Consider the following 22,742-nt stretch of genomic DNA (forward strand, 5'->3'; position numbering starts at 1 on the left):
ACGTGAACATACTGCGTGTTCCCGTGGCGATGTACGCGAGGATATCGGCGTCTTCCCAGGAAACGAACTGACGTTTTGTCATGAATGCCGTCTGACCTTTGACGATGAAGGTTAGGGAAGCCTAAGCTTCAGTGTGAGGATGTCGATATTCATGAATGTCATCGACAGATTCGCAAGAAGGCTCGACCGACAGTTCCCAGCTGTGCAAAGGACAACCCGTATGCGCCATTCACAGGCAGCGCTCCCGCACCGGCGTGACGGCTCGTTCGCCGCCTGTGCCGCATTCGCGCTGATGGCCATGGCCCTGTTCATCACCCCCCTCCTGTCCTACCCAGCGCTGCGGGCCGATGCCGCCGAGTCCGCTACCGACTACGACACGTGGACTGCTGCTGCGACCACTGTCGACACCGAGCTTCAGGCAGCCGTCGCCCAGTACAACAGCGGAAACACCTCCGGTGCCGCAGCAGGTATACAACGCGCCTACAACACGGCCTACGTGGCCTCCAACCTCTCGCGCGTCACTACCGACCGTATCGGTGTCCAGAGAGCCGCAGACCACAAGACCACGTTCGACTCCCTGAGGCAGTCGGCGTACTCCGCGGGCAATGGAGAGGCCCTATCCAGCCAGGCCGCGGCGCTGTCGGCTGACATCGCCGCCGATGCCACGCAGCTTGACGGCATGGCCGATCTTGCTGGCCCCCGCGACTACGCCGCTCAGCAAGCGGCGACCACAGCCACCGAACGCGCCCAGCTCGACGCCAAGAAGACCAACGTCAACGAGGGGCGTGGGGAGCGCAGCTGGGCGCAGGTCGCCTCCGAGATGAGCGGCCTCATCGACCAGGCGGTCGAGAAGACGCGGTCCGGCGACGGACAGGGCGGGGCGGAACTGGTCAACAAGGCCTACTACGGCTACTACGAGAAGCTCGGTTTTGAGAAGACCGTCATGGCCGTCATCTCCGGAGACCGCGTCTCCGAGGTCGAGAATCAGTTCAAGGTGGTTCGCAAGGCCATGATTGCGGGGGACTCGAATGCGACGGCGCAGTCCGAGCGCCTCAAGGACATGATCACTCAGGACGCTGGCACGCTCGATGCGAGCGGAGGCAAGGTGAACCCCGTACGAGCCTTCTTCACCGGCTCCTTCGGACAGGCCTTCCTCATCCTGCTTCGTGAGGGGCTCGAGGCGATCCTCGTGGTCGCCGCCGTCATCGCCTACCTCATCAAGGCGGGGCTCAAGGACCGGGTCCGGCTGGTCTACCTGGGTCTGATTCTGGGCCTGGTCGCCTCCGGAATCGTTGCGGTCCTGTTCGCCGTGCTCTACAACTCTGCCTCCTCCCACCAGGAGATCCTCGAGGGCGCCGTGGCGCTCATAGCCATGGTCATGCTCCTGTTCACCTCCAACTGGATGCTCTCGAAATCCTCGGTCAGCTCCTGGAACGCCTACATCAAGGACAAGACGGAGGCCTCCGTGTCCACCGGGGGCGTGTGGGCACTGGCCTCCTTGTCTTTCCTAGCGGTCTTCCGGGAAGGCGCCGAGACGGTCATGTTCTACCAGGCCCTGCTCACCATGGATCGCTCCGGCGGAGCTTCCATCTGGCAGGGATTCGCCGCCGGGATGGTTGTCCTCGTGGCCGTTTTCCTGGTCATCCGCTACACCAGCGTCAAGATCCCGCTGCGCCCCTTCTTCGCGATCACCAGCGCGCTCATGGCCATCCTGGTGGTCATCTTCGCCGGCGGTGGCCTCCATGCCCTCATCGAGGGTGACATCGTCTCAGGCACCTACGTGACGGGTTGGCCCACCTACGACTTCCTGGGCATCTACCCCTACCACGAGACTCTCGTGTTCCAGGCCCTCATCGCCATCGTTGTCGTCGTTCTCGGAATCGTCTCCACCATCAAGAGGCGTCAGGCCGAGCGCACGCATCGGGCGAATGACGAGCGCGGTCTGTCGACTCGGCGGTCCGGTGAGGCCGGCCGTTCCTCGAAGGATGCGGCCGAGGAGGCAGAGGAAGCAGAGGAGGCCGAGCAGGTCGAGCAGGTCGAGGAGGCCGAGGAGGTTGCCGACGTTTCCAGTGCCCACTGATACGACCCCTCCGGCTAGCAGTCGAATCCCGCACCCAGACCCACTGATCCGCGGCTGCTGCGACGCCCGTGCTAACAACCCGGGCCGGCGTCACGGCTCACCACCGCACATCACCCAACCACATCGCTGCCAAGCAGCCGCAACACAGCAAAGGAATCCCATGCGTACACTCAAGATCGTCAGCGCCATCGGAGCAATCGTCCTAGCGGGCACCCTGGGGCTGACCGCCTGCTCCTCCGGTGACAAATCCAACGCCTCCAGCTCCGCCTCGGCCGCCGACGACGCCAAGGGCAAGGGCTTCGAGGAATATCCTGTCGGTAGCGACAAGGAGGCCGAGAAGCAGATCAACGTCTCCGTCGTCTACTTCCAGCCTATCGACATGGAGCCCCAGGGGATGGGGCTCAAGGCCGCTGACGCTTCCTTCCACCTGGAGGCCGACGTCACCGGGCTGGAGGGCAACACCCTGGGCTACGGCAAGGGCGATTTCGTCCCGGGACTGACCATTGACTACTCCATCACCAACAAGGACACCGGGCAGGAAGCCACCAGTGGGACCTTCATGCAGATGAACGCCTCCGACGGCCCCCACTACGGCGCCAATATCGCCCTGCCGGACGCTGGCACCTATCAGCTCACGCTGAAGATCCACAGCCCTGCCGAGAACGGCTGGATGCTCCACGTCGACAAGGAGACCGGCGTCGAAGGGCGCTTCTGGACAACCCCCATCGAGCTCAGCTGGGACTGGCAATACACTCCGCACGAGTGGTGACGGCTAAGAACACGCGGGGCCGATGACGTGACCGGCTGTGTTCCTCGGTGCTCGTCTGGAGGATCGGGTGAGGAAGTGAATCCCGACCGCTCCGGCGTGCGCGAGGCGGCCGGCCGTCGTCGGCCTCTGAGCCAACTCAAGGAAGAAGGTGCTCACAGGCATGTTGGAACGGTTTGTATCCGTCGTCGGTGGCATGGCTATGCCTTTCCTGCTCCTGGCCGCGCTGGCAGTGAGCCTGGCCCCTGATATCGTCAACGGGTGGCCCAGGGCCAGCCGCGCCAGATTCGCCGCAACAGTCGTTGGACTGGCCGGTGCGGGTATCTTCGCCGCGCTTCGGGCCACCGCCATTCTCGCGTCTCGCACCGCCGTCAATCTGCCCGCGGCGAGCGCCCTGGTGATCACCGACGTCCTGCTGATCGCGGTGCTGATCATGCTGGTCGCCAGACCCGCCTGGGGTTATACGGGGCGATTCTCGCCGGTCGCCAACGCCGTGGCATGCCTGGTTCTGGCTCTGGCTTTCTTTCGAGCGACCCCGGACGTCATTCTGCAACTGTCGGCCTTCATCGCCCCCGGGGAGGCCACCTTCTCCTCTGAGATGCTCCTGCGCGTGCTCGGCTTCCTGGGAGGATGGTGCGCTGTGGCGGTACTGGCCTTCATCTATGTGCGTGCCTGTAAAGGACTTCCGCGGCGCATCACGAACCTGGCCGTGCTCGGCTTCACCGTCATCATGACCGGAGCCGACGCCCTGACTCTCATGCGCCTGCTGCACGCCGCGCACCGCATCACGCTGTCCCTGGAGGCGTTTCGGCTCGTTGTCTGGGCGAGCAACAACATGCAGACCATGATCCTGTTCCTGGCCGCCGCGGTTTTCCTCATTCCCCTGACAGGCCTGTTCGTCACCAGTTTGCGGCGTCTGCCGGAGCAGCCCAACCCGGCCGTACGGCGCTCGCGTCGGGCCGAGCGCCGCCGCAGCCGTCGATGGGTATTGGCCTCCGCGTTTGGCTTCGGTGCTCTGGTCCTGACCCGCACCGTTGCCTTGGCTAAGGTCAATGAGGTTCCTCAGCTTTCCGATCCCGAGCCCTACAACCTCGACCAGGCCGCTGGGCTCGCCCGCGTCTCACTGTCCGGCTTGGCCGACGGGCACCTCCACCGCTACGCCTACGCCGCCTCCGGGGGCATCGAGGTCCGCTTCATCGCGATTCTCAAGAACGGAGGGGCCTACGGGGTCGGGCTAGACGCCTGTGAGAACTGCGGGCCTTCGGGCTACTTCGAGAAGGACGGCAAGGTGATCTGCAAACGCTGCGACGTCGCCATCAACCCCGCCACCATCGGATTCAAGGGAGGATGCAACCCCATTCCGGTGGACTTCGAGGTCGATGGTGGGGACCTAACCATCGCCACCGCTGTGTTGGAGGACTCCGCGAAGGTGTTCAAACGATGAGCCCCCTCAGCCCGCGACCCGTCTGTCTCGCGCTGGGAAAGGAGTCCTGAGATGTTCTTCATCCGGTTGCTTCGCCGTTCCTTCGTCCGCCAGCTGCGCCGTCGCTCGCTGATCGCCCTGACCGTGGCCCTGTGCGCGTCTATCTCGGTGGCCATGCTCGGCGTCGTCCTCGACGTGGGCGACAAGCTCAACGCCGAGCTGACCAACTACGGCTCCAACATCGTGGTCCAGCCCCGCGCGGGTGCGGTAGTCGACAACCTCTACGAGACGAACAAGGACAAGGAGGCGGCCTCCTTCCTGGATGAGAAGGAGGTCACCAATATCAAGACGATCTTCTGGGCCTACAACATCGTGGACCTCACACCCAGGCTGTCGGGCTCCGTCAAGGTCACGGGCTCGGGGGTCGGCAAGGAGGACTCCGAGGGGACCGAGGTCCTGGCTGCGGGAGCCTGGTTCAACAAGGACGTCAAGCTCTCCACTGGGGAGTCCACCACCCTGGGAGTGTCCACCATGCGCTCGTGGTGGAAGATGGATGGCACCTGGCCCGCCGACGACGCCTCCCAGGCCGTCGTCGGCACCAAGCTCGCGCAGCGCATAGGCGTCTCCCAGGGGGATACCATCACGGTCACCGGGCCCCAGGGCGAGGAGAGCCTCACCGTCACCGGGATCTACACCGCCGGGGACAAGGACGACCAGACGTTCTACGCCCCCCTGGCCGGCATTCAGAAGGTCACCGGGCACGACGGCCAGGTCGATGAGATCGAGGTCAAGGCCTTGACCACCCCCGAGAACGACTTGTCTCGCAAGGCCGCCGCCAATCCAGCCGCCCTGTCCACCGCGGAGTGGGAGACCTGGTACTGCACGGCCTACGCCTCGTCCATCTCCTACCAGATCGAGGAGGTCGTCACCGGCGCCGTTGCCAAACCCGTCCGTCAGGTCGCCGCGGTGGAGGGCAACGTGCTTTCCAAGACGCAGGTGCTTATGATCCTCATGACCGCTCTGAGCTTGGTTGCCGCAGCGTTGGCCGTCGCCTCCCTGACCACCGCCTCCTTGGTGGAGCGCACCGGGGAGTTCGCCCTGCTCAAGGCGGTGGGGGCCTCGTCGGCCTCCATCAACCGGCTCATCCTGGCCGAGAGCGCAGTCATCGGGGCGATCGGGCTGACGATCGGGGCCGCGGTGGGTTCCGGGCTTGCCCAGCTCATTGGCCGAGTCGTCTTCCACTCGGGCATCACCATGCGCCCCATGGTCTATGTGCTGGTTGCAGTCCTGGTAACCGTGGTCCTGCTGGCCGCCACCGCTTCGTCCATGCGCTCGATCCTGCGGATCCAGCCTGCCATTGCCCTGCACAGGAGGTGACGCAGGTGCCCGGAGAATCCTCGCGCCGCGGTGGCCGCCCCATGTCGAACCGCCGCATGTTCCTCACGATGCTGGTCGGCGCCACGCTCCGACGCCGTAGCCGTGCCCTGGCCGCCCTGCTCTCCTCCGCCGTGGGAGCCGCGACGCTGTTCTGCCTGGCCGCGGTCTGCCTAGCAGTACCGGCCCAGATGACCGCCCAGATGCGCCAGTTCGGGGCGAATCTCATCGTCGTACCCGTCTCCGCCGAGGCGACCACTCCCCGTATCACCGAGCAGTCGGCCCGGGCCGCCGTTCGGGCCGCAGCATCGACCACCGGCACCGAGACAGACCGCATCAGGCAGGCCGACTACCGCTACGAGACGGTCCGCATCAACCGCTCCCCCTACTTGCTGGCGGGCATCGACGTCGACGACGTGCGGCGCCTCAACGGGCACTGGTCCCTGGAGGGCTCATGGCCCTCTGGCGGCCAGGTCCTCGTGGGCAAGGACGTTGCCGAGGCAGCCTCCCTCAAGGTGGGCTCGACCATCACCGCCGAGTACCTCTCCAGTGACAACCTCTCCTTGGACAATTCCCACCAGAGCTCTGCTTCCGGCGCCACTACCGATGCCGCCTCCGGGAGCACCGGCCATTCCGGTCACGGTGGCCATTCCGGACATGACGGCCATTCCGGACATGGCGGTCACGGTGGCCACAGCGGTTCCTCGGATGGTGGCGCGGCCGGTGAACCCGCCGTCACCGAAAGCGCCCAGGGCACCGCGCAGTGGCAGGTCGCCGGAATCGTTGACACCGGTGGCCAGGAGGACGATATCGTCTACGCGACCTCCGCCGACGTCGACCGGCTCACCGGAACATCGTCGGCGGGATACGACGTCGTCGAGATGTCCGTCGACACCTCGTCGACGACCATGGACGACGTCGTCGCCGCCGTGGAGTCCGCCGGCGGCGGCCGGCTCCAGGCCCAGCCGGTATCCAAGATCACCTCCGGCGACACCCGGATCATCACGATGCTCAACACCCTGTTCTGGGTGGTCTCCGCCGTGGTTCTGGGACTGACACTGGTCGGGGTGTCCACCACCATGACCGTCATCGTCTCCGAGAGGCGCAACGAGATCGGCCTGCGCAAGGCCCTGGGGGCCTCGGGACGCTCCATCGCCACCGAGTTCTACTCCGAGGTCGCCGTCCTGGGAGCCATCGGCGGCATCCTAGGCACCGCCGTCGGGTACGGTCTGGCCGTCGCCGTGTGCCGCAGCGTGTTCGAAACGACCCTGGTGTTCAACTGGCCGCTCGCGATCGTCTCGGTGGTGCTGACCTCGGCCGTGGCCGTCGCCGCCTCCTACTCCCCGGTGCGCCGGGCCTCGCGCATCGATCCCGCACTCGTCCTCAGGGAGGAATGACATGCTGCTCGAGCTGTCACACGTGTCCAAGATCTACGGCGACCTGCACGCACTGGACGACCTCAGCCTGGAGGTGCCGCGCGGCCAGTGGCTCTCCGTGGTCGGTTCCTCGGGCTCGGGCAAGACCACGCTCATGAACATCGTCGGCTGCATGGACACCCCGACGAAGGGCTCGGTCAGGCTCGACGGCCGGGAGCTGGGCAGCCTCAACGCCGCCCAGCTCACCGACATCCGCAAGAACGTCATCGGCCTGGTCTTCCAGCAGTTCCACCTCATCGGCCACCTCACCGCGGTGGAGAACGTCATGGTGGCCCAGTACTACCACTCGATGACCGATGAGAAGGAAGCGCTCGAGGCACTGGAGAACGTGGGACTGGCCGACCGCGCCGACCACCTGCCCTCTCAGCTCTCCGGGGGCGAGCAGCAGCGCGTATGCATCGCCCGCGCACTCATCAACCACCCCGAGATCGTCCTGGCGGACGAGCCCACCGGGAACCTGGACGAGACCAACGAGCAGCTGGTCCTGGACATCTTCTCCCGCCTGCACGAGCAGGGGACGACACTCATCGTCGTCACCCACGACTCCCACGTCGCCTCCTGCGGGCAGCGCCAGATCCTGCTCAACCACGGCCGCCTCGTCGGGGAGAAGCTCTCCGAAGGCGACGAAGGACGACGTACCAGCACCATGCTCGACTTCGACGACAAGCCGCCGGGCGCTGACGGCGGTGGCACGACCGGAGCCGAGATCAAGAGCGCGGACGAGGCCGATCCCCTCGGCGAGCCCGAGCCGAAGGAGCAGCGGTGAGCCCCGAGATCCCAAACCGTCCGCGCGACCCAGAGCAGACCTCGCCGACCCGCCGGCGGAGTCAACCCAGGAATCCGGACGGCGGCGGCCTAGCCGGCTCCCGGGCACTGGCCGTTGCCGGAGTGCTTCTAGCCTCAGCGGGTCCGTTGACCGGCTGCGGGGGAGGGGAGGTGACACCCTCCCAGGGGGACTACGCTGGGCGCGCGCAGACCGCCGGTCCCGCCGGAAAGCCCACCAGCCCGGCCTCCGCGTCCGCCCCCATCGCCTCGCCGACGGCCGGTCCCTACGCCGACGGCACCTTCTCCGCCTCCGAGGCCTACGGTCCGGTCGACGACCTGATCGAAGACGATTCCCTCGACGTCAGTCTCACCCTGTCCGGCGGGGTGATTACGGACGTGAAGGTTTCCGGTCACGCCTCGACCGGAACCTCCAAGGAGCACATCCAGAACTTCGTCGGCTCCATCGACGCGGCCGTCGTCGGCCACAGCATCGAGGACGCCCATGTCCAGGCCCTGGCCGGAGCCTCCAAGACCTCCAACGCCTTCAACGACGCCGTCGACGCCATCGTCGCGCAGTCCCGGGCATCGGCGGCGCAGTCGATGTCCTGAGCGCAGCCAAAGGGGCGCCGGGAGCATATCCAACCGGTCCTTATTGCGCTGACGGTGGAGCGGACCGACATGCGGTGGGGAGCGGACCGCCCGCCCCGCTAGGCTGGGAAGCATGCCCAGCTCCGACGCCAGCTCTGCTGCCGCCGCCACGGTCCCCAGGCCCGTGGACGTCGACCGTATCCACGAGTGCGTCAAGCGCCTGGGCCTGCGCTACTTCATCGATGACGAGGGCGACATCGGTATCCCGTGGCGATACGTCACTGTCCATGCCATCTTCCAGGACACCCGGGCGGTCCAGATGCGCGGGATCTGGCACCGCATCGCCGACACCGAGCACCTGACCCAGCTGCGCGCCCTGGTCGAGGACTGGAACACCAGCCGCATCGGGCCCAAGGCCTACCTCACCGTCGCCGACGGCGGCGTGGTGCGCCTCCACGGCGAGTACACCTACCCCCTGGAGGCCGGGATGACGGACCGACAGCTCGAAGACTTCGTCTTCGGCGGCTGCCGGCTCATTGTCGCGCTTATGCACGAGGCCGAGGAGCAGTTCCCAGACGAGCTGCGCGGAAGCCTGGAGCCCTGATGCCACGACTGCAACGCCTCACCGACTTCATCGCACGGCTCCTGGGCAAGGAGTGGGACGTGCGCGCGCTGGACCAGAGAAGCAACCGACAGGCAGACCAACCGGGGAGCCGGCAGGACGGTCGGCACGAGCCGCCGGTCGCCTTCGACGGAGCAGGAGGCGCCGCCCCTGACACGGCACCACGAGAGACGGGCGCCTCCGGGCCCCCGGCCGCCGCGTCGTCGGCCTCGACGGGGCCGGTCGATGCGCCGGACAAGCACCCATCAGGGCAGCTGGACGGCATCAGCCGCCTGCGGGACTCCGTGTCGGTCGACTCGGGCTCCTTCACCCCGATGGACACAGGCAGGACCAAGGAGGTGACCGCGGCCCTGACCTTGGCGAGGATCGAGTCCATGCTCACCGGCCCCATGGAGTACAACGTGCAGCTGGCCGACGACCGCGAGCACCCCTGCCTCCTGGGCACCTGGGACTCCTTCCCCTTCGTCATCGAGATCCCCGAGGGCCACGACGGCTGGCTCCTAGTCTCCGGGGACTGGGAGGAGGCCGCCCCCGCCTCCCAGCGCGACGAGATCGCCGCCAGCGTCAACGACTGGAACCGGGATAAGTTCTTCCCCACCGTCGGCGTCGTCGACACGCCCATTGGGCCGCTGGTGCGGGCCACCTACCTCACCGACCTGTCCGCCGGGGTCACCGACGCCCAACTGCGCCTCCATCTGGACACGGCGCTGTCGGCCTGCACCCAGGCGCTCAGCCTGGTGGGCCCCCTCCTGCCGGAGATCTGAACACCGTGGGCCCAACGGACTCGAACAACTCCCGGCTCCCGCGAGTCGCCGTGGTAGGACCCACTGCCACCGGCAAATCCGACCTCGCCCTCGACCTCGCCGACCGGGCCCGGGCCGATGATCCGACCTGCCGGGCCGAGATCATCAACGCCGACGCCTCCCTGCTCTACCGGGGCATGGACATCGGCACCGCCAAGCCCTCCCCGGCCGAGCGGGACCGCGTCCCCCACCACCAGATCGACGTTCTCGCCGTCACGGAGCGAGCCAGCGTGGCCGCGTTCCAGCGCAGCGCCCGCAGTGACATCGACGCCGCCGAGTCGCGGGGCGGCCTGCCGATCATCGTCGGCGGCTCAGGCCTGTACGTGCGCGCCCTCACCGACGGCCTCGATTTCCCCGGCACGGACCCCGCCGTGCGCACCCGCCTGAGCGAACGTGCCGAGCAGGAGGGCGCCCCCGCCCTCTATGCCGAGCTCGCCGGTCTCGACCCGGTGGCCGCCGAACGCATCGAGGCCTCCAACACCCGCCGGATCGTGCGGGCCCTGGAAGTCATCGAGATCACCGGGCGTCCCTTCTCCGCCTCGCTGCCCCGCTACGAGGACGTAGCCCCCACCGTCCACATCGCCCTGCGCTGCGAGCGCCGTCTCCTGGACGCGCGCATCAACGCCCGCGCCCGGGCCATGTTCGAATGCGGCCTAGTGGAGGAAGTAGAGACCCTCATCGACCAGGGGCTCAGGCGGGGTGAGACGGCGCCGCGCGCCATCGGCTACGCCCAGGCGCTCGCGGTCATCGACGGGACCATGAGCGTGCCCGAGGCCATCGCCGCCACCGCCCTGGCCACCCGCCAGCTCGCCTCCCGCCAGATCAAGTGGTTCCGCCGCGATCCGCGAGTGCGCTGGATCGACGTCGATCTCGCCGAGGACGGGTGCTGCACCGACGCCGAGCGCTCCCGGGTGACCAGGCAGGCATGGGAGCACGTTCTCGCATCTCACGGCGTCGCCTAGGCTAGGAACCATGCCGCACTCGACAGGTCTTCGTGGTCGTGAGCTCGTCAAGGGCCACGCGACCCTCAACGACTTCCTCATGCTGGTTGACCCAGGCTGCGAGGTTGCCGTCAGCGGCGCCGACATCGCAGCGGTCTGCGACCGCCACGGCGGCATCGGCGCCGGCGGATTCGTGCGCGTCGTACGGACCACCGCCCTGCCCGGCGCAGGCGCCTTCGCCGCGGCTGTGCCCGAGGCCGAGTGGTTCATGGACTACTACAACGCCGACGGCTCCGTAGCCGAGATGTGCGGCAACGCCATCCGCCTGTTCGCCCTCGTCCTGGGCAGTGAGGGGCTGCATCCCATCGCCGACGGCGAGTCCGTCACCATCGGCACGCGCGGCGGGGCGCACACCGTCACCCGCCTGGGAGACCTGTGGACCGTGGACATGGGACCGGCCCGCCTCCCGCGCCCCCGTCAGGCGCAGGATGATGGTTGGGACACCACCGTCGTCGTCCCCGGCCTGAAGGGCGAGCGCGCCGCCCTGAGTATTGAAATGCCCAACTCTCACACCGTCGTCGCGCTGGGGGAGGAGAATGAACTCGAGGCGGCCGCCTTCGCAGGGCTGACCGACTCCGCCGCCCCGGTCGTCTACGACCCTTCTCCCCAGGCCGGCACCAACCTCGAGCTGGTCGTACCGCTGGGGGAGGAGACCGACCCCGCTACCGGCGCACCGATCGGCATCGCGCGCATGCGCGTCCTGGAGCGCGGGGTGGGGGAGACGCTCTCCTGCGCGACCGGCTGCTGCGCCGTCGCGGTCGCCCTACACACCTGGACCGGCCCGGGCGCCCCCGAGGACTACCGGCTCCTCGTGCCCGGCGGAGAGATCGGGGTGCACGTGGGCGACGACCCCCTGGCAGAGGACAGCACCGTGCTGCTGACCGGGCCGGCCATCATCACCGGACGGGTCGCCATCGCCTGACAGCCTGACGCCCCGCCGCCCGAACAGTTCCCGGACGTCGCACTGACGCCGCATCCGAGAAGAGAAACCAACCAGCACCATGACCCAGCCATCTAGCCGCACCGCCGTCGGCACCATTGTGCCGACCGGCCTGATGCTCTTCGCCCTGTTCTTCGGGGCCGGCAACCTCATCTTCCCGCCCCTGCTGGGAGCCGCCTCGGGAGGATCCTTCATCCCGGTGATGACGGGCTTCATCGCCACGGGGGTGCTCATGCCCCTCATCACCGTGGTAGCCGTTTCCACCTCCGGTGAGGGCATCCTCGGCCTGGCCCGCAGGGTGGGGCCCCGATTCGGCCTGGTCATGCCGCTGGCCGTCTATCTCGCCATCGGCCCGCTCTACGCCATCGCCCGCGTCACCACGGTCGCCTACGAGTTGGCGACCCGTCCCGTTCTCGAGCTGTGGGGCCTGCCCGACTCCCGCCCGGCGTTGCTGGTGCACGTGACGGTGTTCATGGCCATCGCCTTCGGCATCGCCCGCAGCCCTAGCCGCCTGGCGGACCGCGTCGGCCGTTGGCTGACACCCGCCCTGCTGGCCCTGCTGGCCCTGCTGTGCGGGGTCACCGTGCTGATGGCCCCCGGGGTGGAGCGCGAGGCCATCGAGCCCTATGCGGGCGCGCCCCTGACCACCGGGCTGACCCAGGGCTACCTCACCATGGACGTTCTGGCGGCCAGCGTCTTCGGCATCGTGGTCATCACCTCCCTGCGCGAACGAGGGCTGACCTCCCCCAAGAGACTGGTACGCGGCACCATCCTGTCTGGAGGCATCGCCGCAGCGCTGCTGGGCCTGGTCTACGTCGGTCTGGCCGTGCTGGGCACCCACACCCGCGGTGAGATCACCCCCGACACCAAGGACGGAACCGAACTGCTGCGCAACGCCGCCTCCTCCACCCTGGGGACCTCCGGCGTCGTCATCTTCGCCGCCATCGTCATTCTGGCCTGCCTGACCACCGCGGTGGGTCTGCTGGCCTCCTGGGCCGGCTACGCCTACACGGCCTGGCCCGCGGTCTCCTTCAACCGGCAGCTCGCAGCCTGCGCCATCGTCTCCTTCACCCTGGCCAACCTGGGACTGAGCGCCATCCTCAAGATCGCGGGGCCACTGCTGAACCTCCTCTACCCCTTCGCCATCGCCCTGGTCGCGGTGACGCTGGTGGACGCCCTGGCCCCGGGACGGCTCAGGGCCGCCTACCGGTGGTGCGTCATCACAGCCGGGATCTTTGGCTCGGTCTCCGCGATCACCGCCGCCGGCTGGAACGGCCCCAGCAGGCTGCTCGCGCGCACCGGCCTGTGGAGCGACTCCACCGGCTGGATCCTGCCGGCATTCATCGCCCTGGGCATTGGGATCGTCCTCGACGTGCGCTCAGGCGCGTGGTCCACGCCTGTGCCTGGGGAACCGCCCAGCCAGGTCCAGCACGACGTCGAGCACGCGGCGGCCTCACAGCTCTGAGGAGCCCTGGGCGGCCTGAGCGGCTCTGAACGACCGGGGACGCGGTAGCCTCTTGGGGTGCCCAGCTCACAACCCCCGGACCCCGATGCGACTGAGTCCGACCACCGGCGACTCCTGCCGACACTGCTCATCCCCGCCTTCGTCACGCTGCTGGCTGTCTCCTCGGTCAACGTCATCCTCCCGGCAGTCTCCCAGGACCTGAATGCAGGCACCGCCGGGCTCCAACTCGTCGTCTCCGGCTACGCCCTCGTCTTCGGAGTCGTCCTCGTCCCCGCCGGCCGCGCCGGCGACGTCATGGGCAGAGGCCGGATCTTCGTCATCGGCATGATCCTGTTCGGGGCCGGGTCGCTGGCCTCGGGGCTCGCCCCCGACGTCGTCACCCTCAACCTGGCCCGAGCGGTCATGGGAATCGGCTCCGGACTGCTCAACCCGCAGGTGGCCGGCATGATCCAGCAGTACTACACCGGTGAGGCCAGAGGCCGTGCCTTCGGAGCCTTCGGCGCTGTCATCGGGGTCTCGGTGGCGGTGGGGCCGGTGCTCAGCGGCGGGCTCATCGGCTGGCTCGGCGGCGACTGGGGCTGGCGCGCCTCCTTCCTCATCAACGTCCCCTTCACCCTGCTCGGCGTCTGGGCGGCGCGCCGTTACCTGCCCGCATCCGCCTGGCTTCGCCAGAGCCCACGGGACCATACGCGCCTTGCCGACCACGACGCGAAGAACGGGGCATCCCGCCGGAGCAAGGTCGACCTCGACCCCATCGGCATGGGCCTACTGGCCGCGGGCACGCTCCTGATCATGATCCCCTTCATGGAGGCCTCGGCCGGCGCCTGGGTCTGGTGCCTGGAGGCGGCGGGCATCGGCGTCATCGGCACCTGGGTGGCCTGGGAGAAGCACTACCGTGCCCGGGGCGGCGCCCCCATGGTGGACCTCGATCTTCTGGCCATCCCGTCCTTCGCATTCGGGAGCCTGGCCATCGCCGTGTACTTCCTGGGCTACACCTCCGTGTGGATCATTGTGGCCCAGTACGTCCAGGCCGGCCTGGGCTCCACCGCCCTGGCCAGCGGAATCATCGGGGTCCCCGCCGCCCTAGCGGGATCGGTCGCGGCCGCCGTCGCCGGCCGCCGCGTCATCAGGGTCGGCCGCGCCATGGTGCTCGGCGGCATGGCTCTGGGGATGGCCGGTCTGCTGGCGAGCATCGGCGTCATCCATATGCGCGCAAGCGCGGGCTGGAGCCCCTGGTGGCTCACCCTCACGCTCCTCGTGCTCGGGGCGGGCCAGGGGCTCGTGGTCTCCCCTAACCAGACCCTCTCGCTGGCCGATGTCCCCCTGGAGTACGCAGGCGCCGCCGGCGGCATCCTCCAGACCGGTGAACGCATCGGCACCTCCATCGGCATCGCCGCCATCACGGGCCTGACCTTCCGCGTTTCGCACACCTCGGGGTGGGACGCAGCCGCCCAGGCGGGACTGCTGGCCGTTGTGGCCGCCATCGCCGTGGCCGCCGCGGTCGCCGCCTACGACCTGCGCCTGGCGGCCCGACGACGCCGATAGCCGCCCAGGTCGCGAGCGGATCGTTCAGCCACCTGTGGACCCGTCCTGCCGGCGACGCACCCGCAGCACGCGGAAGCCCTTGGACGATGCCTGTCGGCTCACGTCCCAACCCTGGTCGGTCAGCCACGTCGCCAGTGAGTCGGCTCCCAGGTTCTTGAGCACCACCAGCCAGGCCTCACCGTCGTCGGACAGCAGCGGCAACCATGCCAGCAGGAGGTCGTGCAAAGCCCCCTTGCCGATGCGCACCGGCGGGTTTGACCAGATGAGGTCCACCGGAGTCGAGGTCTGACGCAGCTCGGCCAGCAGCTCCTCGGCCGGGCGGGTGCGCACATTGCCCAGGCCTGCGGCCTCGGCGTTGCGGGCGGTCAGGGTCAGTGAGCGCTCATTGACGTCGGTCGCCAGGACCGTGGCCCCAGGGGCGGCGTCGGCCAGGGCCAGCGCGATCGGGCCCCAGCCGCAGCCCAGGTCGAGTAGGGTACCGGTCTGCGGAGGATCGGGTACACGGTCGAGGAGGACCTGGGTGCCCTTATCGAGGCGGTCGGCGCTGAAGACGCCCGAGGCCGTGACCACCGTGTGCTCGACGCCGCGGATCGCGAAGCGATGGGTACGCTCCTCGGCCTCGACGGCGGGGGATGCGGTGAAGTAGTGCTCGCTCACGCCCACCAGGCTACCCGCGTACGCTGACGGGCATGAGCGCCCCTCCCGAGTCCCCGATCAGCCCGTCGCTCGGAGCGCTCCTCGGCTCACGGGCGGGACATCTGGCGCTGGCGGTGCTCATCGTCGAACTACTGGCGGGCATGCAGGTCTACCTCAACCAGACGGTCCTGCCGCTGCTGGCCACCGAAATGGGCGCCCGCAACGCCTACGGACTGGTGACGGCCGCCGCCCAGGTCCCCGCCTTCCTGACGATGCCACTGGGCGGGGCCATGCTCACCCGCTGGCGGCCGGCCCGCCTCATGACCGCACTGACAGTCCTGCTGGTGGTCGGCGCCGTAGTCGGAGCCCTCGCCCCGACCATCGAGGTCTACGTCCTCGGGGAGATCCTGCGGGGCCTGGCCGCCGGAGCGCTGGCAACAGTGACCATGGGAGTCATGGTCGCAGGTCTGCCCGACGCCTGGAGGCGGTTGTGCCTGGCTGCGGGCTCGGGCATGTGGGTCGTGGCGGCTCTGGTCGGCCCCGTCTACGCCTCCGGCATCAGCACCTCCTGGGGCTGGCGGTGGGCCCTCGTGGCCTACCTGCCGCTGCTCATCGCGGCACGCGCCGTCATGGCCGGGCGGATCGGCGACCTCAGCCTGGATGAGGGGGAAGAAGGCGAAGAGGCGGTGCCATGGCTGCCCTCCGGGGCCATGGCCGCAGGCGTGGCGATCATCGGGGCGCTGCGCTCCTCCAGCCCCTGGTTCTGGCCCGGAGTCGCCGGCGGGACCGCACTGGTGCTCTGGTCCTGTTCGCGCGTCCTGCCCGCAGGGACCCTGTGCCTGGCGACCGGCCGGCGCGCGGGCATCGCCACCCTGATGTGGGTGTGCGCCTTCTTCCTGACCCTGGACTACCTGGTGGCTCCCAGCGCCCACGACGTCCTGGACATGACCCCGACCCAGACCGGCTGGGCGCTCACCGCAGGCGGCATCGGATGGTCGGTCGTCGCGATCGTCTGCGGGGCCCGCCCGGCGCGAGAGCCGGAGGCCTACCGCCGCCGCACCGCGCTGGCCGCGGCCTTCTTCGTCCTCGGCGCCGCGCTCATGACCACCACGGTTCTCGGCCGACCTGGCTGGTGGGGGCTGCCCGTGGGCTACGGCGTGGCGAGCATCGGCATGGGCCTGACCCACCTGGACACCATGAACCGCATCGTCACCGATCCCGCCGAGCCCGACGGCATCACCCATGCCCGGGCCGCCACCGCCGTGACGATCGCCGGAGCCGCCGGTGGCGCCGTCCTGGGGACGGCCGCGACGGCCTTCGTCGCCCCCACCGCATCCGGCGTCGAGGCCGCCCGGCTGTGGCCGACGCTCGCCCTGCTCGCCGGAGGGCTCCTCCTCACCCCGCTGCTGGCCCGGCGCGCCGCCTGAACACGCGGGTGGCCTCACAGGCCCGTGGGCAGTAGCATCGCCCCCATGTGGATCCTTCGTATGCGCTGAACCGGCGGCAGCCGCCGCTCCCGGAAGAACCATCGCGCCCCGCCGAGGGGACGCAGGCATACGACGAAGGACTTCTTGTGACCCAGCACCACTCCAACACTTCTGCCACCCCCGACGACGCCGACGTCCATGACGTCGTCGCCCGAGTCCTCTCCCGCACCGGAACTGCCCTGGCCTCCACCGCCGCCCAGCACGAGCGGGAGACCGGTTATGGACAGGGAGCCGACGACGGTGCCCTCGAACGCGAGGCCCGCGCCGCCCGCCGCCGCGTGGCCGGGCTGTCCACCGAACTGGAGGACGTCAGCGAGGTCGAGTACCGCCAGGTCCGTCTGGAGAAGGTGGTCCTGGTCGGCCTGGAGCTGCCCCGGTCGCTCGCCCCCTCGGGCGGCGCACCGGGTGCCAGCGGCCCGCAGCCGCATGACTCCCAGGACGCCGGAACCTCTCTGCGCGAGCTGGCCGCCCTGGCCGAGACCGCCGGCAGCGAGGTCCTCGACGCCCTCATCCAGAGGCGCGACCACCCCGATCCCGCCACCTACCTGGGCAGCGGCAAGGCTCACGAGCTGGCCGACGTCGTGGCCGCCGCCGGAGCCGACACGGTCATCGTCGACGGCGAGCTCGCCCCCTCCCAGCGCCGCGCACTGGAGGACGTCGTCGGCGTCAAGGTCGTCGACCGCACTGCCCTCATTCTGGACATCTTCGCCCAGCACGCCAAGTCCCGTGAGGGCAAGGCCCAGGTCGAGCTCGCCCAGCTCGAGTACCTCCTGCCGCGCCTGCGCGGATGGGGCGAGTCCATGTCCCGGCAGGCCGGAGGCCGTGTGGCCGCCGGCCAGGGCATCGGTTCGCGCGGCCCCGGCGAGACCAAGATCGAGCTCGACCGGCGTCGCATCCGTCAGCGCATGGCTCGCCTGCGCCGCGAGATCCGGGCCATGGCGCCCTCCCGTGAGACCAAGCGCGGCTCACGCCGCCGCGGCGCCATCCCGTCGGTTGCGATCACCGGGTACACCAACGCCGGCAAGTCCTCCCTCATGAACCGGCTCACCGGGGCCGGTCTCATGGTCGAGGACGCCCTGTTCGCCACCCTCGACCCCACCGTGCGGCGGGCCGAGACCTCCGAAGGTCGCACCTACACCCTCACCGACACCGTCGGCTTCGTGCGCAACCTGCCCCACGAGCTCATCGAGGCCTTCCGCTCCACCCTGGAGGAGGTGGCCGGCGCCGACCTCGTGCTCCATGTGGTCGACGCCGCCCACCCCGACCCCCTCAGTCAGGTGGCGGCCGTGCGCACCGTCCTGTCCGAGATCCCCGGCGCCCTGGACGTGCCCGAGCTCATCGTCCTCAACAAGGTCGACCTCGCCGACGCCGTTACCCTGGCGGCGCTGCGCACCGGTCTGCCCGATGCGGTGACGGTCTCGGCCCGCACGGGGGAGGGGATCGAGGAGCTGCACGCCCGCATCGAGCAGATGCTGCCCCACCCGCAGGTGGGCATCGACGTCGTCGTGCCCTACTCGCGCGGCGACCTCGTCTCCCGTGTGCACGCCGAGGGAGAGATCGACACGGTCGACTACGTCGAGACCGGGACCCGCATCGTGGCGCGCGTCGGCGCCGCCCTGGCAGCCGAGATCGAGGGCGTCGCCACAGGCGCCGCAGTCGGCTGAGAGCCGCCGTGACCCGAACCTCGCCGGACCAGTCGGACCGGCTCGACACCGACAACCCCAGTGACCAGAGGGTCCTGGACGTCCTGGATGCTGCGGTGCGCGCCATGGGCGGAAGCCCCCGCCAGGGCCAGATCACCATGACCCGGGAGGTCGCCCGCTCCGTGGCCGATGGCACCCACCTCCTGGTGCAGGCCGGCACCGGAACGGGAAAGTCTCTCGGGTACCTGGTGCCCGCCATGGTCCACGCGGTGGAGACCGGCGACCGGGTCGTGGTCTCCACCGCCACCCTGGCGCTCCAACGGCAGATCCTCTCCAAGGACGCCCCCCTGGCTGCCGATGCCGTCGAGCAGGTCACCGGCACCCGCCCCGAGGTCGCCCTGCTCAAGGGCTGGCAGAACTACCTGTGCCGCCATCGTCTGGCCGGCGGCTATCCGCAGGATGATGACGATGTTGCCCTCTTCGACGTCGGCGACGCCGTCGCCCAGCCGGTTGCGGGCCACGGAGCCGAGGCGAGTCTGGGGGAGCAGGTGGTGCGTCTGCGCGAATGGGCGGCCGACACCGACACCGGCGACCGCGATGATCTCGTCCCCGGCGTCTCCCCGCGAGCCTGGGCCCAGGTCTCGGTCTCCCGGGCCGAGTGCCTGGGACAGGCCTGCCCCCTCAAGACCGAGTGCTTCCCAGAGCTGGCCCGCGCCGCGGCCTCCCGGGCCGACCTCGTGATCACCAACCACGCCATGCTCGGCGTGGTTGTCGCGGGTAACCCCGGAGTCCTGCCCGACCACCAGGTCCTCGTCGTCGATGAGGCCCACGAGCTGGCCGACCGTGTCCGCTCCCAGGGGACCATCGCCCTGTCGGCGACCACCGTGGCGCGCACCGCCGCCACCGCCCGCAAGCACGCCTCCGTCACGGTCGGCGACTTGGAGGCCGCCGGGCAGGCCCTCCAGCTTGTCCTGGCCGAGCTGCCCGACGGTCGGCTGGAGGCGCCCCTTCCGGCCGCCCTGCACGACGCACTCCTCGTCCTGGACGGCGCCTCCCGCCAGGTCGCCTCCGATGTGCGCGACCGGGTCCGTGCCCGAACCGGCGAGGCGTCCGGGGGACTGGCGATCGCCCGCACCTCCGTCGGCGATCTGGTCGACGCCCTGGACCGCATGACCTCGGACTCGGTGGTCCAGGGGCGCGACGTCGCCTGGATCGAACGGCCCCGCTTGGGCGCCGATCCCCCGCGCCTCCTCCTGGCCCCCATCGAGGTCGCAGGCTCTGTGGCCGGCCACCTGCTGGGCGGGCGCTCAAGCGTCATGACGTCGGCGACCCTCGCCCTGGGGGACAGCTTCGACCCCATGGCCCGGGCCCTGGGACTGCCCCTGGCCGAGCAGCCCTGGAAGGGCGTCGACGTGGGCTCCCCCTTCGACTACCCCCGCCAGGGAATCCTCTACGTGGCCGCCCACCTGCCCCGCCCCGGCGCCGGCATCTCCGAGGCCGCCCTGGACGAGATGCTCGCCCTGGTCGAGGCCTCCGGCGGCGGCATGCTGGGTCTGTTCTCCTCCCGGCGCGCCGCCCAGGAGGCCGCTGAGGTGTTGCGCGGAGCCACCGACCTGCCCGTCTACGCCCAGGGAGAGGATCAGCTGCCCACCCTGGTACGGGCCTTCGCCGACGACGAGGCCGCCTGCCTGGTGGGCAGCCTCTCGCTGTGGCAGGGCGTGGATGTGCCCGGGCGCACCTGTCGGCTCGTCGTCATCGACCGCATCCCCTTCCCCCGTCCCGACGACCCGGTCGCCCAGGCTCGCAGCGATGCCGTTGTGGCCGCCGGAGGCAATGGCTTCATGAGCGTGGCCGCCACCCACGCCGCCCTGCTCCTGGCGCAGGGCGCGGGCCGTCTCATCCGACGCGGCCAGGACCGCGGCGTCGTCGCCGTCCTGGACTCGCGCCTGCGCACCGCCCGCTATGCGGGCTTCCTCACCCGCTCCATGCCCGCCCTGTGGCCGACGACGAAGCCCGACGTGGTCCGTGCCGCCCTGAGGCGCCTGTCCGCCCGCCCCGACGCGCCGGGAGGGGAGTGAACCCGCCGGGTGGGCCCTTAGGTACGCGCCCCTCAGTAGGATCTGCACGTAGGCTTGGCGCGAGCGGGTGCTCGCGCTCCTGCGGTCCTGCCCAGCAGATCCCACTGAGGAGAAGAACGTGTCAGACCACATCACCACTACCGCTGAAGGCTCCTACCCCACCAACCGTTCCGGCCGTCCCTCCAAGGTCGCCGTCATCGGCGCCGGGGCCGTCGGCTCCACCCTCGCCTACGCCTGCGTGACCAAGGGCGTTGCCCGCGAGGTCGTTCTGCAGGACATCGTCAAGGAGAAGGTCGAGGCCGAGGCCCTCGACATCGCCCAGGGAATCCAGTTCACTTCCGCCGGCTCCGTCTCGGGCTCCGACGACCCCGAGATCTGCCGCGATGCGGACGTCATCGCCATCACCGCAGGCGCCAAGCAGAAGCCCGGCCAGTCCCGCCTCGAGCTCGCCGGCGCCACCGTCGGCATCATGGAGAAGATCCTCCCCAAGCTCGTGGAGGTGGCCCCCAACGCCATCTTCGTCCTCGTGGCGAACCCGGTGGATGTGGTGACCTACTGCGCCAAGAAGATCACCGGCCTGCCCGAGAACCAGGTCTTCGGCTCCGGCACCGTTCTGGACACGGCCCGGATGCGTTACCTCATCTCCCTGGAGACTGGAACGGCCGTCCAGAACATCCACGGCTACATCGCCGGCGAGCATGGCGACTCCGAGGTGCCCCTGTGGTCCTCCACCGAGATCGGCGGCGTGCCGATCACCCAGTGGGGCACCACCCTCGACGGCGGCGTGTTCGACGAGGCCAAGCGCGAGCGCATCGCCCACGACGTCGTTCGCTCCGCCTACCGCATCATCGAGGGCAAGGGCGCGACCAACTACGCGGTCGGCCTGGCCGTCCAGCGCATCATCGGCGCCGTCCTCAACGACGAGCAGCGGGTGCTCACTATCTCCCCGCTGCTGGACAACTGGCACGGCATCTCCGACGTGTGCATGGCCGTCCCCACGATCGTGGGCCGCGAGGGCGCCGGGCGCCGTCTCGAGCTGCCCCTGACCGGGAACGAGAAGGAGCGCCTGACCGCCTCCGCCGACCACCTGCGCGAGGTCGCTCGCGGTCTGGGCTACTGAGCCGCTGATCCGAGTCGCCGAAGGCCCGCCCCGGTCACCGGGGCGGGCCTTCAGTCATAGGGCTGCGAGCCCGGCTCGTCTTGAGCGGTCCTCTCAATCAGCTGAGAGCGGCTATAGGGAACGCAGTACCGTGACCACCTTGCCCATGATCGTGGCGTGGTCGCCATCGATCGGGGCGTAGCTGGAGTTGCGGGGGAGTAGCCACTGGTGACCGTCGCGACGGGAGAGCACCTTGACCGTCGCCGAGGCGCCGTCGACGTCCTCGACCATAGCCGCCACGATCTCGCCATTAGCCGCGTCGGGCTGAGAACGAACCACCACCCAGTCGCCGTCGCAGATGGCGGCCTCGATCATCGAGTCCCCGTGCACCTCCAGCATGAAGAGCTCGCCCTCACCGGTCAGACGGCGGGGCAGAGCCATAACGTCGCTCACGTCCTGCTCCGCCAGGATCGGGGTTCCAGCGGCGATCCGTCCCACCAGCGGCACGGCGACCGCGTCCCCATCCTCGATACCCGGGATACGCGGGATGCGAGGGAATTCGAGCGGGGCGGTCCGGGCTGAGCCGACGGGCGCGTCTGCGTGGGCGCCGGCGCCGCGGACGGCGGCGATGACCTCCATCGCCCGCGGGCGCTTGGGATCCCGACGTATCAGCCCCAGGCGCTCGAGCTTGTCCAACTGGTGCTTGACGGAGGAGGGACTGGTCAGACCCACCTGCTCGCCGATCTCCCGCAGCGAGGGCGGGTAGCCGTGGGCGGCGACGGCCTCACGGACCGCCTCATAGACCGCCCGGGCGCGCCTGTCGAGACCGTCGATGGTCTCGGCGACGGTGTCTGCGACCGCGCTCGTGTCGGTGACTGCTTCGGAGACGTCTGCGCCGGTGCGCAGGGCCGACGCCGGTGAGGTGCCCCGGTCTGCTGTGGTGCTCATGGTTCTGGCCCTCTCTACCGGACGGCCCTCGGGCCCGCAGGCG

At 69.3% G+C, this 22,742-nt stretch carries 19 protein-coding genes; 17 read left to right on the forward strand and 2 right to left on the reverse strand.

Going from position 1 to position 22,742, the window contains the following annotated elements; all coding sequences use genetic code 11:
* The first annotated feature begins 220 nt into the window (after positions 1-220).
* From FK256_RS04915 to FK256_RS04975, 13 genes are all read left to right on the forward strand, one after another.
* Positions 221-2,080 (forward strand): FTR1 family iron permease, encoded by a 1,860-nt coding sequence (locus FK256_RS04915; protein WP_141423934.1) that lies wholly within the window; start codon positions 221-223, stop codon positions 2,078-2,080.
* Between the two features lie 160 nt (positions 2,081-2,240).
* The gene (locus FK256_RS04920; protein WP_009233656.1) at positions 2,241-2,849 is read left to right on the forward strand and encodes an iron transporter; all 609 of its coding nucleotides are present in this window, start codon (positions 2,241-2,243) and stop codon (positions 2,847-2,849) included.
* A gap of 193 nt (positions 2,850-3,042) precedes the next feature.
* Complete coding sequence (locus FK256_RS04925) at positions 3,043-4,290, forward strand: DUF2318 domain-containing protein (RefSeq protein WP_244936151.1); 1,248 nt, start codon at positions 3,043-3,045, stop codon at positions 4,288-4,290.
* A gap of 51 nt (positions 4,291-4,341) precedes the next feature.
* Positions 4,342-5,646: an ABC transporter permease gene (locus tag FK256_RS04930; RefSeq protein ID WP_021607922.1), complete on the forward strand. Its 1,305-nt coding sequence runs from the start codon at positions 4,342-4,344 to the stop codon at positions 5,644-5,646.
* Positions 5,643-7,040: an ABC transporter permease gene (locus FK256_RS04935; RefSeq protein ID WP_244936153.1), complete on the forward strand. Its 1,398-nt coding sequence runs from the start codon at positions 5,643-5,645 to the stop codon at positions 7,038-7,040. Before FK256_RS04930 ends, FK256_RS04935 begins: the two co-directional genes overlap by 4 nt.
* A 1-nt stretch (position 7,041) precedes the next feature.
* Positions 7,042-7,845 (forward strand): ABC transporter ATP-binding protein, encoded by an 804-nt coding sequence (locus FK256_RS04940; RefSeq protein WP_009233652.1) that lies wholly within the window; start codon positions 7,042-7,044, stop codon positions 7,843-7,845.
* 170 nt (positions 7,846-8,015) lie between these two features.
* Positions 8,016-8,453 (forward strand): FMN-binding protein, encoded by a 438-nt coding sequence (locus FK256_RS04945; protein WP_244936155.1) that lies wholly within the window; start codon positions 8,016-8,018, stop codon positions 8,451-8,453.
* Between the two features lie 112 nt (positions 8,454-8,565).
* Positions 8,566-9,036, forward strand: a complete 471-nt coding sequence (locus FK256_RS04950) for a YbjN domain-containing protein (RefSeq protein WP_009233650.1) — start codon at positions 8,566-8,568, stop codon at positions 9,034-9,036.
* Entirely contained in the window at positions 9,036-9,818 is a 783-nt protein-coding gene (locus FK256_RS04955) for a type III secretion system chaperone family protein (RefSeq protein WP_141423937.1), read from the forward strand. Before FK256_RS04950 ends, FK256_RS04955 begins: the two co-directional genes overlap by 1 nt.
* Positions 9,819-9,868: 50 nt before the next feature.
* A complete protein-coding gene (miaA, locus tag FK256_RS04960; protein WP_244936157.1) occupies positions 9,869-10,819 on the forward strand; it encodes a tRNA (adenosine(37)-N6)-dimethylallyltransferase MiaA in 951 nt (316 codons plus the stop codon).
* 10 nt (positions 10,820-10,829) lie between these two features.
* On the forward strand, positions 10,830-11,780 hold the full coding sequence (locus FK256_RS04965; RefSeq protein ID WP_141423939.1) for a diaminopimelate epimerase: 951 nt from the start codon (positions 10,830-10,832) through the stop codon (positions 11,778-11,780).
* 79 nt (positions 11,781-11,859) lie between these two features.
* Positions 11,860-13,263, forward strand: a complete 1,404-nt coding sequence (gene brnQ / locus FK256_RS04970) for a branched-chain amino acid transport system II carrier protein (protein WP_141423940.1) — start codon at positions 11,860-11,862, stop codon at positions 13,261-13,263.
* Positions 13,264-13,320: 57 nt separating this feature from the next.
* Positions 13,321-14,808, forward strand: coding sequence for an MFS transporter (locus FK256_RS04975; protein WP_141423941.1), 1,488 nt, complete (start codon positions 13,321-13,323; stop codon positions 14,806-14,808).
* A gap of 24 nt (positions 14,809-14,832) precedes the next feature.
* Here the strand turns inward: FK256_RS04975 and FK256_RS04980 are convergent, their stop codons facing one another.
* A complete protein-coding gene (locus FK256_RS04980) occupies positions 14,833-15,465 on the reverse strand; it encodes a class I SAM-dependent methyltransferase (RefSeq protein ID WP_039894604.1) in 633 nt (210 codons plus the stop codon).
* 32 nt (positions 15,466-15,497) lie between these two features.
* On the opposite strand from FK256_RS04980, the gene FK256_RS04985 reads away from it, so the two are divergent.
* The 4 genes from FK256_RS04985 to FK256_RS05000 all read left to right on the forward strand — a co-directional run bounded on the left by FK256_RS04985 (position 15,498) and on the right by FK256_RS05000 (position 21,772).
* A complete protein-coding gene (locus FK256_RS04985; protein WP_141423942.1) occupies positions 15,498-16,871 on the forward strand; it encodes an MFS transporter in 1,374 nt (457 codons plus the stop codon).
* A 146-nt stretch (positions 16,872-17,017) separates the two neighbouring features.
* The gene (gene hflX / locus FK256_RS04990; RefSeq protein ID WP_021606373.1) at positions 17,018-18,595 is read left to right on the forward strand and encodes a GTPase HflX; all 1,578 of its coding nucleotides are present in this window, start codon (positions 17,018-17,020) and stop codon (positions 18,593-18,595) included.
* Between the two features lie 8 nt (positions 18,596-18,603).
* Entirely contained in the window at positions 18,604-20,652 is a 2,049-nt protein-coding gene (locus FK256_RS04995) for an ATP-dependent DNA helicase (protein ID WP_021606374.1), read from the forward strand.
* A gap of 118 nt (positions 20,653-20,770) precedes the next feature.
* On the forward strand, positions 20,771-21,772 hold the full coding sequence (locus tag FK256_RS05000) for an L-lactate dehydrogenase (protein ID WP_009233640.1): 1,002 nt from the start codon (positions 20,771-20,773) through the stop codon (positions 21,770-21,772).
* Positions 21,773-21,883: 111 nt separating this feature from the next.
* On the opposite strand, the gene lexA is transcribed toward FK256_RS05000, so the two are convergent.
* Positions 21,884-22,699: a transcriptional repressor LexA gene (gene lexA / locus FK256_RS05005; RefSeq protein ID WP_021606376.1), complete on the reverse strand. Its 816-nt coding sequence runs from the start codon at positions 22,697-22,699 to the stop codon at positions 21,884-21,886.
* Between the last annotated feature and the right edge of the window lie 43 nt (positions 22,700-22,742).

The sequence above is a fragment of the Actinomyces johnsonii genome, from assembly GCF_006546835.1.
Taxonomy (GTDB): Bacteria; Actinomycetota; Actinomycetes; order Actinomycetales; family Actinomycetaceae; genus Actinomyces; species Actinomyces johnsonii.